Below are 15,819 nucleotides of genomic sequence, written 5' to 3'. Positions count from 1 at the left end.
GGGCTCAGCGCAGCCGCCGGGCCGCCTCCGTCGCCCAGTAGGTCAGGATCATGTCCGCACCGGCCCGCCTGGCGCCGGTGAGCGTCTCCATGATCGCCCGGTCCCGCTCGATCCAGCCGCGCTGCGCGGCGGCCTCGACCATCGCGTACTCACCGGATACCTGGTAGGCCGCCACGGGCACGTCCACCGCGTCCGCCACCCGGCGCAGCACGTCCAGGTAGGGCAGCGCGGGCTTGACCATCACCATGTCCGCGCCCTCGGCGAGGTCGAGCGCCAGCTCGCGCATCGACTCCCGCGCGTTGGCCGGGTCCTGCTGGTAGGCCTTGCGGTCGCCCGCCAGCGAGGAGTCCACCGCCTCGCGGAAGGGACCGTAGAACGCGGAGGCGTACTTGGCCGTGTACGCCAGCAGCGAGACGTCCTGATGACCGGCCTCGTCCAGCGCGCGGCGGACGAAGGCGACCTGGCCGTCCATCATCCCGCTGGGCCCCAGTACGTGCGCGCCCGCCTCGGCCTGGACGCACGCCATCTCGGCGTACCGCTCCAGCGTGGCGTCGTTGTCCACCCGGCCGCGCTCGTCCAGAACGCCGCAGTGGCCGTGGTCGGTGAACTCGTCCAGGCACAGGTCGGACATGACGACCAGGTCGTCCCCGACCTCCGCGCGCACATCGCGCAGCCCCACCTGGAGGATGCCCTCCGGATCGGTGCCGCAGGAACCGGTGGCGTCCTTCCTCCCCTCCCCGGGCACGCCGAAGATCATGATCCCGCCCACCCCCGCGGCCACGGCCTCGGCCGCCGCCTTGCGCAGGGTCTCGCGGGTGTGCTGGTACACGCCCGGCATCGAGGAGATCTCCACGGGGGAGGCGATGCCCTCCCGCAGGAAGACGGGCAGGATCAGATCGGCCGGGTGGAGCCGGTGCTCGGCGACCATCCGGCGCATCGCCGGGGTGGTGCGCAGCCGCCGGGGGCGCACCACGGGGAAGTCCCCGTAGCCGCCGCCGTAGGTGCTCCCGATCGTCACGATGTCCGTGCCCTCCTCCTGGCCGGACGCTTCTCGCTGGGCCGCTGCACCGCCTCGCCGGCCTCGATCATCGTGTCCCGGCGCCTGGCGCCGAACTCCGCCAGTGCCTCGGCCAGCCTGTGCACCGACGGCTCCGGCGACATGACATCCACGCGCAGCCCGTGCTCCTCGGCGGTCTTCGCCGTCGCCGGGCCGATGCAGGCGATCACCGTCACGTTGTGCGGCTTGCCCGCGATCCCGACGAGGTTGCGGACTGTGGAGGAGGAGGTGAACAGCACGGCGTCGAACCCGCCGCCCTTGATCGCCTCCCGGGTCTCCGCCGGCGGCGGCGAGGCGCGCACCGTCCGGTAGGCGGTGACATCGTCCACCTCCCAGCCCAGCTCGATCAGACCCGCCACCAGTGTCTCGGTGGCGATGTCGGCGCGCGGCAGGAAGACGCGGTCGATCGGGTCGAAGACCGGGTCGTAGGGCGGCCAGTCCTCCAGCAGCCCGGCCGCGGACTGCTCGCCGCTGGGCACCAGGTCGGGCTTGACGCCGAAGTCGACCAGCGCCTTCGCGGTCTGCTCCCCGACGGCCGCGACCTTGATCCCGGCGAAGGCGCGGGCGTCCAGGCCGTACTCCTCGAACTTCTCGCGCACCGCCCTGACCGCGTTGACCGAGGTGAAGGCGATCCATTCGTAGCGCCCGGTGACCAGGCCCTTGACCGCGCGCTCCATCTGCTGCGGGGTGCGCGGGGGTTCCACGGCGATGGTGGGCACCTCGCTGGGCACCGCGCCGTAGGAGCGCAGCTGGTCGGAGAGCGAGGCGGCCTGCTCCTTGGTGCGGGGCACCAGCACCTGCCAGCCGAACAGCGGCTTGGACTCGAACCACGCCAGCCGGTCGCGCTGCGCGGCGGCGCTGAGTTCGCCGACCACGGCTATCGCCGGCCGGGAGCCGTTCGCCGCGGGCAGCACCTTGGCGGCCTTGAGGGTCTGGGCAATGGATCCCAGCGTCGCCGTCCAGGTGCGCTGCCGGGTGGTGGTGCCGTCGACGGTGACCGTCAGCGGGGTGTCGGGCTTGCGGCCCGCCGTGACCAGTTCGGCGGCGGTGGCGGCGACCGTCTCCAGCGTCGTGGAGACCACCAGGGTGGCGTCGCTGGAGCCGACCTCGTTCCACGCCTGGGCGTCGGCGGCCCGCGCGTCCAGGAACCGCACGTCCGCGCCGTGACCGTTGCGCAGCGGCACACCCGCGTAGGCGGGGACTCCGACCGCGTTGGCGATGCCGGGCACGACCTCGAAGGTGACACCCTCGGAGGCGCAGGCCAGCATCTCGCTCGCCGCGTCCGCGTCGAGTCCGGGGTCACCGGCGACCGCACGGACGACCCGCTTGCCGCCGCGCACGGCCCGCATGACAAGATTTACGGCATCGTCGGCACCCGCGGAGGCTGTTGACATGTCGTCACCCGCTGCCTGCGGAGGGGTGTCGGCACCCGCCCGCACGTGCGCCCGCACGACGTCGTACACCTGCGGGTCGGCGACCAGTACATCGGCCTGCGCCAGCGCCTCGACGGCGCGAAGCGTCAGCAGTCCCGGGTCCCCGGGCCCGGCACCGAGGAAGGTGACGTGCCCGTGGGCGCCGTACGAGTGATCGGTGGTGGGGTTCAATGTGCTCGCTCCCCCATCAGACCGGCCGCGCCTTTGGCGAGCATCTCGTCGGCGAGCTCACGCCCCATGGCCTGGGCCAGGGAGAACAGCTCACCGTCGGACGCCGGTACGCGACCGGTGGTGGACAACTGCACCAGTGTGGTGCCGTCGGTCGTGCCGACGACACCGCGCAGACGCAGTTCGGTGACATCCTGCCCTCCCGCAGGGAAATCGGCCAGCGCGCCGACGGGCGCGCTGCAACCGGCCTCCAGAGCGGAGAGCAGAGTTCGCTCGGCGGTCACGGCGACCCGCGTGCGCGGATCGTCAAGTTCGGCGAGCAGGGCTGCGAGATCCGTGCGCGAGGCCGCGCACTCGACGGCCAGCGCCCCCTGGCCGGGTGCGGGGAGCACCGCGCCGGGGTTGAGCAGTTCGGTGGCCTCGCCGATCAGGCCGACGCGCCTGAGGCCCGCGGCAGCGAGGACGACCGCGTCCAGTTCGCCGGAGCGTACGTACCCGATGCGGGTGTCGACGTTGCCCCGGATCGGCACGATCTCGACGTCCCGGCCCAGCGACCGGGCCCAGGCGGCCAGCTGCGCCATGCGGCGCGGTGAGCCGGTGCCGACCCGCGCCCCGTCGGGCAGCTCCTCGAAGGTGAGGCCGTCACGGGCGACCAGCGCGTCACGGGGGTCCTCCCGTACGGGCACGGCCGCCAGCGCCAGCTGTTCCGGCTGGCTGGTGGGAAGGTCCTTCAACGAGTGAACGGCGAAGTCGATCTCGCCGCCGAGCAGCGCGTCGCGCAGCGCGGAGACGAAGACCCCTGTGCCGCCGATCCGGGCGAGGTGCTCACGGGAGACATCGCCGAAGGTGGTGATCTCCACCAGCTCGACGGGCCCGCCGGTGAGCCGCCGGACGCGCTCGGCCACCTGCCCGGACTGGGCCATGGCGAGTCGGCTGCGGCGGGTGCCCAGCTTCAGCGGCTGGGGTGCGTTGGTGCTCATTGCCGCTCCTGTTCGGGGTTACTGACGGCCGCCACGGTCTGCGGGTCGAGGTCGAAGAGCTCTCGCAGCGCGTCGGCGTATCCGGCGCCGCCCGGTTCGCCGGCGAGCTGCTTGACGCGCACGGTCGGCGCGTGCAGCAGCTTGTCGACGACCCGGCGCACGGTCTGGGTGATCTCGGCGCGCTGTTTGGCGTCGAGTCCGGGGAGGCGCCCGTCCAGGCGCGCCATCTCGGCCGTGACGACATCGGCGGCCATGGCGCGCAGCGCGACCACGGTGGGTGTGATCGTCGCGGCCCGCTGGGCCGCGCCGAAGGCCGCGACCTCGTCGGCGACGATGCCGCGCACCTTGTCGACGTCCGCGGCCATGGGCGCGTCGGCGGAGGCCTCGGCCAGCGACTCGATGTCCACCAACCGTACGCCTTCCAGGCGGTGCGCGGCGGCGTCGATGTCACGGGGCATGGCCAGGTCGAGCAGCGCCATCGGCTCCTCACGGGAACCGCTGGAGTCGCGGGGCCCGGGAGAGCCGGGGGATCCGGCGCGCGCGGCGAGCGCGGCCGACAGGTCGTCGGCCGTCAGCACCAGCCCGGTGGCGCCGGTGCAGGAGACGGCGATGTCCGCGTGCGGAAGCTCGGCGGGCATCTCGTGGGCGGGCACGGCGCGCGCGGTGAGCCCGCCGCCGTGGAGCCCGGCGGCCAGGCGCCGGGCGCGCTCCAGCGTCCTGTTGGCGATCACCAATTCGGTGACACCCGCGCGCGCCAGCACCGTGGCGGCCAGGGAGGACATCGAGCCGGCGCCGATCACCAGGGCGCGCCGGCCGCGCGCCCACTCGGCGACCGGGCGCTCACCGGCGAGCTGCTCCAGGCCGAAGGTGACCAGGGACTGCCCGGCCCGGTCGATGCCGGTCTCGCTGTGCGCCCGCTTGCCGACCCGCAGCGCCTGCTGGAACAGGTCGTTCATCAGCCGCCCGGCGGTGTGCCGGTCCTGCGCCACGGCCAGCGCGTCCTTGATCTGGCCGAGGATCTGGCCCTCGCCGACGACCATCGAGTCCAGCCCGCAGGCCACCGAGAACAGGTGGTGGACGGCCCGGTCCTCGTAGTGGACGTACAGGTACGGGGTCAGTTCCTCCAGGCCGACGCCGCTGTAGCGGGCCAGCAGGGAGGACAGCTCGGCGACGCCGGCGTGGAACTTGTCGACGTCGGCGTAGAGCTCGGTGCGGTTGCAGGTGGAGAGCACCGCGGCCTCGGAGGCGGGCTCGGCCCCGACCGCGTCCTGCAGGAGCTTGCCGCGCACCTCGGGCGCCAGCGAGGCCCTCTCCAGGACGCTCACCGGTGCGCTGCGGTGGCTCAGCCCTACTACCAGCAGGCTCATGCGCGTCCTCCGCTCCGCTCGGACCGTACGGTGTGCGGTGCGCGCGCGAGGTGTCTCACGGCCGCTCGCTCGTTCATGCCGGCATCACCGCGGGCATGTCCCCGTCAGGCCCCTGTTCGGTCCCCTCGCCGCGTCGGCGTACGGCCGCGGCGGGCGGCGCCGCGGGCGGGGTGATGTCGCCGCCGGCTTCGCCGGGCGCCTCCTCACCGGCCTTGCGCTGCTCGTGAAAGGCGAGGATCTGCAGTTCTATGGAGAGGTCGACCTTGCGCACGTCCACGCCGTCCGGCACGGACAGCACGGTCGGCGCGAAGTTGAGGATGGAGGTCACCCCGGCGGCCACGAGCCGGTCGCAGACCTGCTGCGCGGCTCCGGCGGGGGTGGCGATGACACCGATGGAGACGCCGTTCTCCTCGATGATCGCCTCGAGATCGTCGGTGTGCTGCACGGGTATGCCCGCGACCGGCCTCCCGGCCATCGACGGGTCCGCGTCGATCAGCGCGGCGACTCTGAAGCCTCTGGAGGCGAAGCCTCCGTAGTTGGCGAGCGCGGCGCCCAGGTTTCCGATGCCGACGATCACGACGGGCCAGTCCTGCGTCAGGCCCAGCTCACGGGAGATCTGGTAGACGAGGTACTCGACGTCGTAGCCCACACCGCGCGTGCCGTACGAGCCGAGGTAGGAGAAGTCCTTGCGCAGCTTGGCGGAGTTGACGCCGGCGGCGGCCGCCAGCTCCTCCGAGGAGACCGTGGGCACCGAGCGCTCGGAGAGCGCGGTGAGCGCCCGCAGGTACAGCGGAAGCCGGGCGACGGTGGCCTCGGGGATCCCTCGGCTACGGGTCGCCGGTCGGTGTGTTCGGCCAGTTGCCACGTTGCTCCTGCCGTCTGCGCGAAGCGGTGAGCGGTCCCGCTGGACACCCGCTGGACATGCGTCCGGACCGCTCCGTCCCGCCCAGGCTATGTCTTTGTGAACGTGTGCACAAAGACGGTGTCCGCTTTGTCCGGCCAAAGTGACCGGTGCCACACCCCCCGGACGGAACCGGATCCCGCCCGGCTCACCTCCCACATATACGCCCGTTGGCCGTGGAACGTCCTGAGGAGCGGTCGAGACCCGGTCGAACCCCCGGGTGCGGGCCCTCTCCGCACGGCCCCCCGGCGAACACCCCCGCCGCCGCGGTCACCCCTCCAGCGCCGCGCGCAGCCGCCGCGGGTCCACCCGCCAGAAGTCGTGCTGCGCGCCGTCCACCAGCACCACCGGAATCTGCTCCCAGTAGCGGCGGTACAGCTCCTCGTCCTGCGTGATGTCCTTCTCCTCCCAGCGCGCGCCCAGTCGCGCGCACACCTCGCTGACCACCGCGCGTGCGTCGTCGCACAGATGGCACCCGGGCTTTCCGATGAGAGTGACGGTCCTCATGACCGCCATTGTGCCGCCGCGCCCGGTCACCGCCGCCCCCGGCTCCCCCTGTCCGGCCCCCGTCCCCGGCGGGGCCGGGAGCGCCCTCTCCACGGTTGGCTCAGTCCTCGCCCTGCCGACACCCCTCCGTCACCGGAACCCCGCGGAACACTGGCTATGCTCGCGGCATGGCCGCACTTGGATGGCTCGTTCCCCGCAGGCGTTCGGCGACGGCTCGCAGCGTTCTCGCAGGCGAGGCCGCGGCCGAGGCGGCGCGCAGGACCTCGCGGGAGGTCGACGCACTCCCCCCCGGCGAGGCGGGGAAGCCGGCGGAGCCGGAGTTCCCGGTGCACGGGGACGCCAGGGCGGCGGCCTTCTTCGACCTCGACAACACGATCATGCAGGGCGCGGCCCTGTTCCACTTCGGCCGCGGCCTGTACAAGCGGAAGTTCTTCCGCAAGCGCGAGCTGTTCCGCTTCGCCTGGCAGCAGGCCTGGTTCCGGCTCGCGGGCTCGGAGAACGCCGGGCACATGCAGGACGCCCGTGACAGCGCGCTGTCCATCGTCAAGGGCCACCGCGTCTCGGAGCTGATGGAGATCGGCGAGGAGATCTACGACGAGTACATGGCCGGCCGGATCTGGCCGGGCACCCGCGCGCTGGCCCAGGCACATCTGGACGCGGGCCAGAAGGTGTGGCTGGTCACCGCGGCCCCCGTGGAGACCGCCACGATCATCGCCCGCCGGCTGGGGCTGACCGGCGCCCTGGGCACGGTCGCCGAATCCGTCGACGGCGTCTACACCGGGCGCCTGGTCGGCGAGCCGCTGCACGGCCCGGCGAAGGCGGAGGCGGTGCGCGCGCTGGCCGCCGCCGAGGATCTGGACCTCTCCCGCTGCGCCGCGTACAGCGACTCGGCCAACGACCTCCCGATGCTCTCGCTGGTCGGTCACCCCTACGCCATCAACCCCGACAGCAGACTGCGCGCCCACGCACGCGCGCGGGGCTGGCGGCTGCGCGACTACCGGACCGGCAGGAAGGCCGCGAAGGTGGGCATCCCGGCCGCGGCCGGGGTGGGCGCGGTGGCCGGAGGCGCCGCCGCGGCCATGGCGATCCAGCGCCGCCGCCGCTGAGGCCGCCGCCGGTGCCGCTCGCCGGTTCGAACAGGATCGCCCCCCCGGCCGCAAGCGAACCGCCCGCCGATCGGAAAGTGGCATGAAACGGTCGGACCAGCATCCCGGTTCGCCGTCCGGGCGGCCGTAAACACATAGCAGAACGAACCTAACCGGCGATTCCGGCAACCAGGTGTAGCACTCCCTGCACGAAGCGTTATTCTCCTCAGACGCAATCCGGTGTCCACACGCCCTTGTGACGGGCGGGCGGTCCCGCACTGCACGTGATGGAAGCTCTGCCTCTGGGAGTCCCGTGTACCCACACGTCGGGGTTGACGCCTCGGGCCTGGCTGCGCTGCGCACGCTGGTCATCGACCAACTGCGCGTCCTCGTCCCCTCCGCGCACGCCGTTCCCGCCCTCGCCGCACCTGTCCCCGCAGGCCCCGTCTACGCCCTGGCCGAGGGAGCCGCCGGCACCGCCGCGGTGGGTCGGCGCGCCCGCGCCTCGGGCACCGTCCGGCGGCCGGTGGACGGCGACAGCCGCCGCATGATGGACCTCGTCGAACGCGCCCAGGGCGGCGAGGCCGAGGCCTTCGGACACCTCTACGACCAGTACTCCGACACCGTCTACCGCTACATCTACTACCGTGTCGGCGGCCGGGCCACGGCCGAGGACCTCACCAGCGAGACGTTCCTGCGCGCCCTGCGCCGGATCGGAACCTTCACCTGGCAGGGCCGGGACTTCGGCGCCTGGCTGGTCACCATCGCGCGCAATCTGGTCGCGGACCACTTCAAGTCGAGCCGTTTCCGCCTCGAAGTGACCACCGGCGAGATGCTCGACGCCAACGAAGTGGAGCGCAGCCCGGAGGACTCGGTCCTGGAGTCCCTCTCCAACGCCGCCCTGCTGGACGCCGTCCGCCGCCTCAACCCGCAGCAGCAGGAGTGCGTGACGCTCCGCTTCCTGCAGGGGCTGTCGGTCGCCGAGACCGCGCGGGTCATGGGGAAGAACGAGGGCGCGATCAAGACCCTCCAGTACCGGGCGGTGCGGACCCTGGCCCGGCTGCTGCCGGAGGACAGCCGATGACACACGGTGACGCGCGATGACGTTCCATTCAGCGGGGGGCGGCAGGGCGATCGCGCCTCCCGCGGGGCGTAACCCCCCCGGCCGGTGGTCGTTGTGCGGTTTGCAGACTCCCCGCGGCCCGTCGCGTCCGGACGGCGGCTTCCGAGCCGCCGCCGCACGGCCGTGCAACCCTCCTGTGGGGCAGGGAGTCGACTGTGCTGACGAGAGGAGGTGCCGCCCGTGATGGGAGCCGTATCGCCGAGCCGGCGGGCAACCGCCTTCGCCCAGGCCCTCGACGAGCGCGAGCCCGAGGGTACGGCGGCCGACCGGTCCGGGGGCGCCGCCTCCGCCGCCCCGGCCGGGGCGGCGGAGAGGACACAAGCCGCGCCGGAGAGCGGGCCGCCCGACAGGCGGACGATACTGCTGTCACTGGCGGACAGGCTCGGCGCCCTGCCGAAACCGGTGCTGGACCCCGACGTCAAGGCCGCCCAGCGGGCGCGGCTCCTCGCCGCCGCGGAGAGCGCCTTCGCCGGGGCCGGCGAGAGCGCCTCGGTGCCCGGCCCGCGCTCCGCCCGTACGGGGCGCGGCGGATCCCGCCAAATCTCTCCGCTGGGAGCGTTGCGCAGGCTGCGTCCCAGGACGCGGCTGACCAGGGGACTGGCGGCGGGCGGCCTGGGCATCGGCGTCGCGGCGGGCGCCCTCGGCGGAGCCGCCGTGGCCAGCACCGACGCTCTGCCCGGCGACACCCTCTACAGCCTCAAACTGGGCATAGAGGATCTCAGACTCGGAATGGCGGGCGACGAGACCGACCGCGGCGGAGTCCATCTGGACCACGCCTCCGCACGGCTGAACGAGGCCCGGCGCCTGCTGGAGCGCGGCCGATCGGGCCCGCTGGACCACGAGTCGCTCGGCGAGATCCGCAGGACGCTCTCCCACATGCGCGACGACGTCTCCGAGGGCCACCGGCTGCTCAGCCAGGCGTATGAGCGCGAGGGCGAGATCGCACCGATCCGCTCGCTGTCGTCCTTCTCCCAGTCCCACCGCACCAGGTGGGACGAGGTACGCGCGGGCCTCCCCATCCAGCTCACCGACGTGGGCGAAGAGGTCAGTTCACTCTTCGACGCCATAGAGGACGAGGTCGGCCCGCTGCGGTCCCTGCTGGACCCCGGGCGGGAGGACACAGACTCCGCCCCCGGCACCGAACGCGGCGAACGGCCAGGCGCCGACCGCACGGCCCGGCCGCCGTCGCCCGCGCCCGGTGAGAGCGGTGCGGACGGCGCGGAGGGAGGCGACCGGGACGGTGGACGGCGGCCCAGCCCGTCCGGCTCGTCCGGCTCGTCCGGATCCGCCGCTCCGGACGGGGAGGGACTCCTCCCCGATCCCGGCGATCCGCTGGAGCCGTCTCCCGGCGAGGACGGCGCGTCGGCGTCACCGGACGGCGCTCCCCGGCTCCCCGAGCCGGGCATCACCATCCCGCCGCTCCTCCCGAACCTCCTGCCGGGGCTGGGGATCGAGGTGGGCGACGACTCCGATTAGCGGCCGGGCGGCCGGTGCCGGAAGAGCACCGGCCGCCCGGAGCCCGTACCGTCGGAAGCGCCCGCTCAGAAGAACACCGAACGCCGCCTCACCAGCAGCCGGTAGAGGGTGTGCTGAATCGTCTCGCGCACCTGGTCGGTGAGGTTGAACATCAGCATCGGATCGTCGACCGCCTCCGGCGGGTAGTCGTCCATCGGGACCGGCTCACCGAACTGGATCGTCCACTTCGTCGGCAGCGGCACCATCCCCAGCGGCCCCAGCCAGGGGAAGGTGGGCGTGACCGGGAAGTACGGGATGCCCAGCAACCGCGCCAGCGTCCTGAAGTCGCCCACCATCGGGTAGATCTCCTCCGCCCCGACGATCGAGCACGGCACGATCGGCGCCCCGGTCCGCAGCGCGGTCGAAACGAAGCCGCCGCGCCCGAACCGCTGGAGCTTGTAGCGCTCGGAGAACGGTTTCCCCAGTCCCTTGAAGCCCTCCGGCATCACCCCGACGACCTCCCCCCGCTCCAGCAGCCGCTGGGCGTCCTCCGCGCACGCCAGGGTGTGCCCGGCCTTCCGGGCCAGCTCGTTGACGACCGGCAGCATGAAGACCAGGTCGGCCGCCAGCAGTCGCAGGGCCCGCTCGGCCGGGTGGTGGTCGTGCACGGCGACCTGGAGCATCAGCGCGTCCAGCGGCAGTGTCCCGGAGTGGTTGGCGACCACCAGCGCGCCGCCCTCGGACGGGATGTTCTCGACGCCGAGCACCTCGACCCGGAAGTACTTCCCGTACACCGGCCGCAGCATCGACATCAGCACGTGGCCGGTGAGATCGGCGTCGTAGCCGAACTCGTCGACCTCGTACTCCCCGGTGATCCGACGCCGCAGGAAGGCCAGCCCTCCGGCGATCCTGCGGTCCCAGTCACCCCTGTCCCGCTCACCCGGTTCCTCCCGCCATGTCCGGGGCCCGTCTCCCGGACCGGGCCGCGCGCCCACCGGTGTGCCCGCGGGCGCACCGGCCTCGGGCACGGCCCCGAGCGGCGCCTGCGCGCCGCCCCGGCCCTCCTGACCGAGGCGGCCCTCGTCGCCCGTACGCCGCCCGCCGCCCGCCGTCCATCCCCGGGCGGACCGCCCGGGGCCGCCGCGCGACCGGTCGTCGTCGAAGGGAATGACCTTGGCGTCAGCCATGGCGGACGACCTCCTCGATACGGTCCACCGCGTGTGCGAGTCTCTCCGGCGGCAACAGCCCCGGGCTCCCTGCGCGCGCGAAGTCGGCGAAGGTCCCGGCCGTGGTGTACCGCGGCCCAAAACCGAGCACCTCGCGCATCTGCGTGGTCTCCACGACCCTGCCGTGCGTCAACAGCCGGATCTGCTCGGCCGAGAAGTCCGTGACACCGACCGTGCGCAGCGCGGTCCCGGTCCACCGGACCGCCGGCAGCAGCAGGGGCAGCGTGGGCCGTCCCAGCCGCCGCGCGGCCTGGGACATCAGCAGTACCCCGTCGCCGGCGATGTTGAACGTCCCCGCGTTGAGCGTGCCGCGCCGCGGCTCCCCGGCCGCCAGCCGCAGCACCTCGACGACATCGTCCTCGTGGACGAACTGCAGCCGCGGATCGTATCCGAGGACGGTCGGCAGCACCGGCAGCCGGAAGTACTCCGCCAGCGGCGTGTCGGCGTCGGGGCCGAGGATGTTGGCGAAGCGCAGCACCGTCACCGCCACGTCGGGGCGGCGGCGGGCGAATCCGCGCACGTACTCCTCGACCTCCACGATGTCCTTGGTGAAGCCGCCGCCGGGCAGCGCCTTGGCCGGCGTGGTCTCGGTGAACACCGCCGGGTCGCGGGAGGAGGAGCCGTAGACGTTCGTGCTGGACTTCACCACCAGACGCCGCACGGACGGCGCCTTCTGGCACGCGCCCAGGAGCTGCATGGTGCCGATGACGTTGGTCTCCTTGACCGATGCGCGGGTACCGGGCAGAAGCTGTACCCCGCTGACGTCCAGGTGCACGACGGTGTCCGCGCCGTGCTCGGCCAGCACCCCGGCGATCGAGGGCTGCCGGATGTCGGCACGGACGAACTCCGCCCCGCCGAGGTGGTGTCCGGGCGGCACGGCGTCCACCCCGACGACCCGGTCGACGTCGGGCTCGCGCAGTATCCGCCGTACGAAGCGCCCGCCGAGTCGGCGGGCGACGCCTGTGACGAGCACGACCTTGCCCAACGTTGCTCCCTCTCAGCGTGCGGCTGACCGCCCCCGGAAACCCTGCCACGGGCCCCGGCAGCCCTCCGTACTCCTCGTCGCTCCTCGCGGCCTGTTCCCCGAACCGCTTGCGGGCGGGCCTGTGGCCACCGTATCGGCCGGCCGCCTCCACCCGGCGGAACGCCACCGCCCTCCCACCGACACGGCGGTGGGAGGGCGGTGGTCAGTGTGCGGCGCGCCCGCTCACTTCTTGTTGCGGCGCTGAACGCGCGTGCGCTTGAGCAGCTTGCGGTGCTTCTTCTTGGCCATCCGCTTGCGCCGCTTCTTGATAACAGAGCCCACGACTTACCCTCGCTCACTTCGTCACTCGGTGCGGGGCGTCCGAGCCCACACGACCTACGTCGGCCCAGCCTACCCGGCGCCGGATAGTGCTCGTGACACGAGGGGGCCACAAGCCCGTCGTTCCGCGGTTACGCGCTCTTCTCCGCCTCCACGTACGATCCGCGGAGGTACTCGTGGACGGCCTGCTCCGGCACCCGGAAGGACCTGCCTACCCGGATCGCCGGCAGATGACCGCTGTGCACCAGGCGGTACACGGTCATCTTGGACACTCGCATCACCGAGGCGACTTCCGCCACGGTCAGGAACACGACCTCGTTCAGAGGCCTCTCGGCAGCAGCCATGTCACACCTGAACCTTCCGCACATGTCGGGCACCGGCTTCCCCTCCGGTGTCTCCAGCTCGCATGCGCGCTCCTCCCCAGATTAGGGGCGGGTGATGCAAGTGGGGAAGAGGAGCAGCCACCGGTCCCCAAACGTGACAGAAATGAACGACCAGGGGCATAGTGAGCAATCGGAAAGTATCCGTCCGATACCTTGGAGTCATGAGCCGGGACGGCCGCTCCCTCCCACCCGGCGGCGGGCGCCGCGAAACAGCCCTCGTCGGCCGGCCCCGTCTCCCGATGCCCGGCTGACCTGCCGCGCTGCCCGTCGGTACTCCTCGATCGCCGACTCCGCAACGGCTTCCGGGTGTCGCCGCGGCGCCGGAGACCGCACGCACGGGAGAGGAGCGGGCGGAAGGGCGCGCCCGGAGCATCGGGGGGAGGACGCGCTCCCTCGTCTTGAATCAGCGCGACTCCCCGTAAGCACCGGGGAGTCGATTACGTACCCCGAACCGAGTCGCCATGTCGACACATCCCCCCCTGCGCCGGTGCGAGGAGGAGAGGTCCCTGCGCCGACAGAGCGCCGGACGGGGGACGTAGAGGCCCGGGAACCGGCCGGAGAGCGCCGTCCCCCGGTCGTACGGAACACGCGGAGCCAGGCTCCGCGGCGGCTCAGGGCAGCAGCCCGTGTGCCGGATACACCGAGCGCCGCGCGGCCAGCACCGCCTGGTCCAGGGCGCTCGCCGGGTCGTACCCCGACCCCCAGTCCGACCACACCGGCTCGCGCCCGTCCGTCATCCGCCGCGGCGCGTCCTGCCGGGTGTGCGCGTACACCTGCCGCCGCCAGTCCTCCGGGACCGTGGTCTTCGGGGCGATCGGCTCACCCGCCGCGATCGCCACCAGGTGCGTCCAGGCGCGGGGTACGACATCGACCACCGCGTAACCGCCCCCGCCGAGTGCCACCCAGCGCCCCTCCGCGTACTCGTGCGCCCAGTCGTGACAGGCCTCCGCGGCGGCCCGTTGCGCGTCGACGGTCACCGCCAGGTGCGCGAGAGGGTCCTCGATGTGTGTGTCGGCACCGTGCTGGGTCACCAGCGCCTGAGGCCGGAAGGAACGCAGCAGCCCCGGCACCACCGCGTGCAGCGCCCGCAGCCATCCGCCGTCGGACGTGCCGGGCGGGACCGCGATGTTGACCGCGCTCCCCTCCGCCTTCTCCCCGCCGGTCTCCTCCGGCCAGCCGGTTCCGGGGAAGAGCATGCGGGGGTGCTCGTGCAGGGACACCGTCAGCACCCGTGGATCGTCCCAGAAGGCCGCCTGGACGCCGTCCCCGTGGTGGACGTCGATATCCACATAGGCGACCCGTTCGGCGCCCAGCTCCAGGAGCCGGGCGATGGCCAGGGAAGCATCGTTGTAGACACAGAAACCGGCCGCTCCGCCCGGCATCGCGTGGTGCAGTCCGCCGGCGAAGTTCACACCGTGGAGGACCTCCCCCCGCCACACCGCCTCGGCGGCCCCGACCGACTGCCCGGCGATCAGTGCCGAGGCGTTGTGCATTCCCCCGAAGGCCGGGTCGTCCTCGGTCCCGATGCCGTACGACCCGTCCGCCGCCCGGGGATCCGCGGAAATCCGGCGCACGGTGTCAACGTAGTCGGAGCGGTGCACGAGTCTGAGTGTGGAGTCACCGGCGGGCGCCGCGGCCACCACCCTCAGCCCGGAGGCGCCGGGCAGTCCGAACGCCTCGACGAGCTCCATGGTCAGCTTCAGGCGCACCGGGTCCATCGGATGCCCGGGCCCGAAGTCGTATCCGGTGACCGCCTCGTCCCACATCAGCTGTGCGCCGCCACTCATACCGGCCACCGTATCGGGCCGCTCCTGGCCGGCTCAGGCCAGGAGTCCGGGAAGTTCCTCCATCGAGGAGAACAGCCCCGTCGCTTCCGGCAGCCTTTTCCCCGGCGTCATGGCGGTGAACCCGTACACGTCCATCCCGGCCGCGACAGCCGCCCGTACTCCCAGTGGGCTGTCCTCGACAACGACGCAGCGTTCGGGCGGCACCCCCATCGCCCGTGCCGCGTGGAGGAAGAGATCCGGCGCGGGTTTCCCCCGGCCGACGTCCTGCGAGCTGAAGACCCGTTCCTCCCCGAACCGCCCGTACAGTCTCGTCCTTCCGAGCGCCACTCTTATACGCTCATGGGTGCCGGACGAGGCCACGCAGTACGGCACGCCTTCGGAGTCGAGCGCCCCCAGCACTTCGGCGACACCGGGTACGGGCAACAGGTCACGCCGGAACGCTTCGAAGACCCGGTTGTGGAAGACGGCGTCGAAGTCGTGGGGCAGGCGCTGTCCAGAGCGTTCCAGGATCAGATCGTGGATCCGGTGCATGGCCGAGCCCATGTAGTCCCGGATGGACTCCTCGTACGTGGTCGGATGCCCCAACTCCGTCAGATAGGCCGCGAGAATCCGGTTGGATATCGGCTCGCTGTCCACCAGGACACCGTCGTTGTCGAAGATCACCAGGTCGTAACGCATACGCCACCCACCCCGAAAGCCCGGAGGACGGGACTCTCGTGAACGCGGGAAAGCCCCGCCGGGCGAACCCGGCAGGGCTTTCTCTCAAATATTGTTCGGCGGCGTCCTACTCTCCCACACGGTCCCCCATGCAGTACCATCGGCGCTGAAAGGCTTAGCTTCCGGGTTCGGAATGGAACCGGGCGTTTCCCTCTCGCTGTGACCACCGAAACACCATGACACACACAACCACCGGAACCGGCCGGTCGTGGTCTCAGAACCCACACAGTGAACGCGAACATCTACAGCACAAGCCCTCGGCCTATTAGTACCGGTCAACTCCACCCCTCACGAGGCTTCCATCTCCGGCCTATCAACCCGGTCGTC

At 72.2% G+C, this 15,819-nt stretch carries 15 protein-coding genes and 2 rRNA genes; 3 read left to right on the top strand and 14 right to left on the bottom strand.

Annotated features, from left to right (window positions below; all coding sequences use genetic code 11):
- Positions 1-4: 4 nt before the first annotated feature.
- The 6 genes from hemB to LJ221_RS06625 all read right to left on the bottom strand — a co-directional run bounded on the left by hemB (position 5) and on the right by LJ221_RS06625 (position 6,422).
- Positions 5-1,018, bottom strand: a complete 1,014-nt coding sequence (gene hemB / locus LJ221_RS06650) for a porphobilinogen synthase (RefSeq protein WP_308314731.1) — start codon at positions 1,016-1,018, stop codon at positions 5-7.
- Positions 1,015-2,661, bottom strand: a complete 1,647-nt coding sequence (locus LJ221_RS06645; RefSeq protein ID WP_241714590.1) for a bifunctional uroporphyrinogen-III C-methyltransferase/uroporphyrinogen-III synthase — start codon at positions 2,659-2,661, stop codon at positions 1,015-1,017. The genes hemB and LJ221_RS06645 overlap by 4 nt, the downstream gene beginning before the upstream one ends.
- Positions 2,658-3,638 carry a hydroxymethylbilane synthase gene (hemC, locus tag LJ221_RS06640; RefSeq protein WP_241714588.1) on the bottom strand — a complete coding sequence of 327 codons (981 nt, stop codon included), beginning with the start codon at positions 3,636-3,638 and terminating at the stop codon, positions 2,658-2,660. Before hemC ends, LJ221_RS06645 begins: the two co-directional genes overlap by 4 nt.
- Complete coding sequence (locus tag LJ221_RS06635) at positions 3,635-5,005, bottom strand: glutamyl-tRNA reductase (RefSeq protein ID WP_241714587.1); 1,371 nt, start codon at positions 5,003-5,005, stop codon at positions 3,635-3,637. Before LJ221_RS06635 ends, hemC begins: the two co-directional genes overlap by 4 nt.
- A gap of 73 nt (positions 5,006-5,078) precedes the next feature.
- Positions 5,079-5,870, bottom strand: coding sequence for a redox-sensing transcriptional repressor Rex (locus LJ221_RS06630; protein ID WP_241714586.1), 792 nt, complete (start codon positions 5,868-5,870; stop codon positions 5,079-5,081).
- 306 nt (positions 5,871-6,176) lie between these two features.
- Positions 6,177-6,422, bottom strand: a complete 246-nt coding sequence (locus LJ221_RS06625) for a glutaredoxin family protein (RefSeq protein WP_374228393.1) — start codon at positions 6,420-6,422, stop codon at positions 6,177-6,179.
- 158 nt (positions 6,423-6,580) lie between these two features.
- Between LJ221_RS06625 and LJ221_RS06620 the strand changes: the two genes are divergently transcribed.
- The 3 genes from LJ221_RS06620 (at position 6,581) to LJ221_RS06610 (ending at position 10,097) form a co-directional block, all read left to right on the top strand.
- Entirely contained in the window at positions 6,581-7,519 is a 939-nt protein-coding gene (locus tag LJ221_RS06620; RefSeq protein ID WP_241714584.1) for an HAD family phosphatase, read from the top strand.
- 292 nt (positions 7,520-7,811) lie between these two features.
- Positions 7,812-8,582 (top strand): ECF subfamily RNA polymerase sigma factor, BldN family, encoded by a 771-nt coding sequence (locus tag LJ221_RS06615; RefSeq protein ID WP_241714583.1) that lies wholly within the window; start codon positions 7,812-7,814, stop codon positions 8,580-8,582.
- A gap of 219 nt (positions 8,583-8,801) precedes the next feature.
- Positions 8,802-10,097, top strand: coding sequence for a DUF5667 domain-containing protein (locus LJ221_RS06610; protein WP_241714582.1), 1,296 nt, complete (start codon positions 8,802-8,804; stop codon positions 10,095-10,097).
- Positions 10,098-10,162: 65 nt separating this feature from the next.
- Here the strand turns inward: LJ221_RS06610 and LJ221_RS06605 are convergent, their stop codons facing one another.
- From LJ221_RS06605 to LJ221_RS06570, 8 genes are all read right to left on the bottom strand, one after another.
- Positions 10,163-11,263, bottom strand: a complete 1,101-nt coding sequence (locus LJ221_RS06605) for a lysophospholipid acyltransferase family protein (RefSeq protein WP_241714581.1) — start codon at positions 11,261-11,263, stop codon at positions 10,163-10,165.
- Positions 11,256-12,287, bottom strand: coding sequence for an NAD-dependent epimerase/dehydratase family protein (locus LJ221_RS06600; protein WP_241714580.1), 1,032 nt, complete (start codon positions 12,285-12,287; stop codon positions 11,256-11,258). Before LJ221_RS06600 ends, LJ221_RS06605 begins: the two co-directional genes overlap by 8 nt.
- A 222-nt stretch (positions 12,288-12,509) precedes the next feature.
- Entirely contained in the window at positions 12,510-12,608 is a 99-nt protein-coding gene (locus tag LJ221_RS06595) for a 30S ribosomal protein bS22 (protein ID WP_003948845.1), read from the bottom strand.
- A gap of 128 nt (positions 12,609-12,736) precedes the next feature.
- On the bottom strand, positions 12,737-12,949 hold the full coding sequence (locus tag LJ221_RS06590; RefSeq protein WP_177214038.1) for a helix-turn-helix domain-containing protein: 213 nt from the start codon (positions 12,947-12,949) through the stop codon (positions 12,737-12,739).
- Positions 12,950-13,599: 650 nt separating this feature from the next.
- Positions 13,600-14,775, bottom strand: coding sequence for an acetoin utilization protein AcuC (locus tag LJ221_RS06585; RefSeq protein WP_241714579.1), 1,176 nt, complete (start codon positions 14,773-14,775; stop codon positions 13,600-13,602).
- Between the two features lie 33 nt (positions 14,776-14,808).
- A complete protein-coding gene (locus LJ221_RS06580; protein WP_241714577.1) occupies positions 14,809-15,453 on the bottom strand; it encodes an HAD family phosphatase in 645 nt (214 codons plus the stop codon).
- 93 nt (positions 15,454-15,546) lie between these two features.
- Positions 15,547-15,663, bottom strand: a 5S ribosomal RNA gene (gene rrf / locus LJ221_RS06575).
- Between the two features lie 74 nt (positions 15,664-15,737).
- A 23S ribosomal RNA gene (locus LJ221_RS06570) occupies positions 15,738-15,819 on the bottom strand; the annotation flags it as partial.

Origin of the sequence: Streptomyces sp. CNQ085 (genome assembly GCF_022614595.1) — a bacterium.
GTDB lineage: Bacteria > Actinomycetota > Actinomycetes > Streptomycetales > Streptomycetaceae > Streptomyces.
Note: the sequence above shows the minus strand (reverse complement) of the source record. Positions and strands in the feature narration are given on the sequence as shown.

Excerpts from the sequence above, each read along its gene's own strand:
- hemC (WP_241714588.1), bottom strand. The coding sequence starts at position 3,638 with ATGAGCACCAACGCACCCCAGCCGCTGAAGCTGGGCACCCGCCGCAGC.
- LJ221_RS06585 (WP_241714579.1), bottom strand. The coding sequence starts at position 14,775 with ATGAGTGGCGGCGCACAGCTGATGTGGGACGAGGCGGTCACCGGATAC.
- LJ221_RS06580 (WP_241714577.1), bottom strand. The coding sequence starts at position 15,453 with ATGCGTTACGACCTGGTGATCTTCGACAACGACGGTGTCCTGGTGGAC.
- LJ221_RS06605 (WP_241714581.1), bottom strand. The coding sequence starts at position 11,263 with ATGGCTGACGCCAAGGTCATTCCCTTCGACGACGACCGGTCGCGCGGC.
- LJ221_RS06635 (WP_241714587.1), bottom strand. The coding sequence starts at position 5,005 with ATGAGCCTGCTGGTAGTAGGGCTGAGCCACCGCAGCGCACCGGTGAGC.
- LJ221_RS06590 (WP_177214038.1), bottom strand. The coding sequence starts at position 12,949 with ATGGCTGCTGCCGAGAGGCCTCTGAACGAGGTCGTGTTCCTGACCGTG.
- LJ221_RS06625 (WP_374228393.1), bottom strand. The coding sequence starts at position 6,422 with ATGGCGGTCATGAGGACCGTCACTCTCATCGGAAAGCCCGGGTGCCAT.
- LJ221_RS06620 (WP_241714584.1), top strand. The coding sequence starts at position 6,581 with ATGGCCGCACTTGGATGGCTCGTTCCCCGCAGGCGTTCGGCGACGGCT.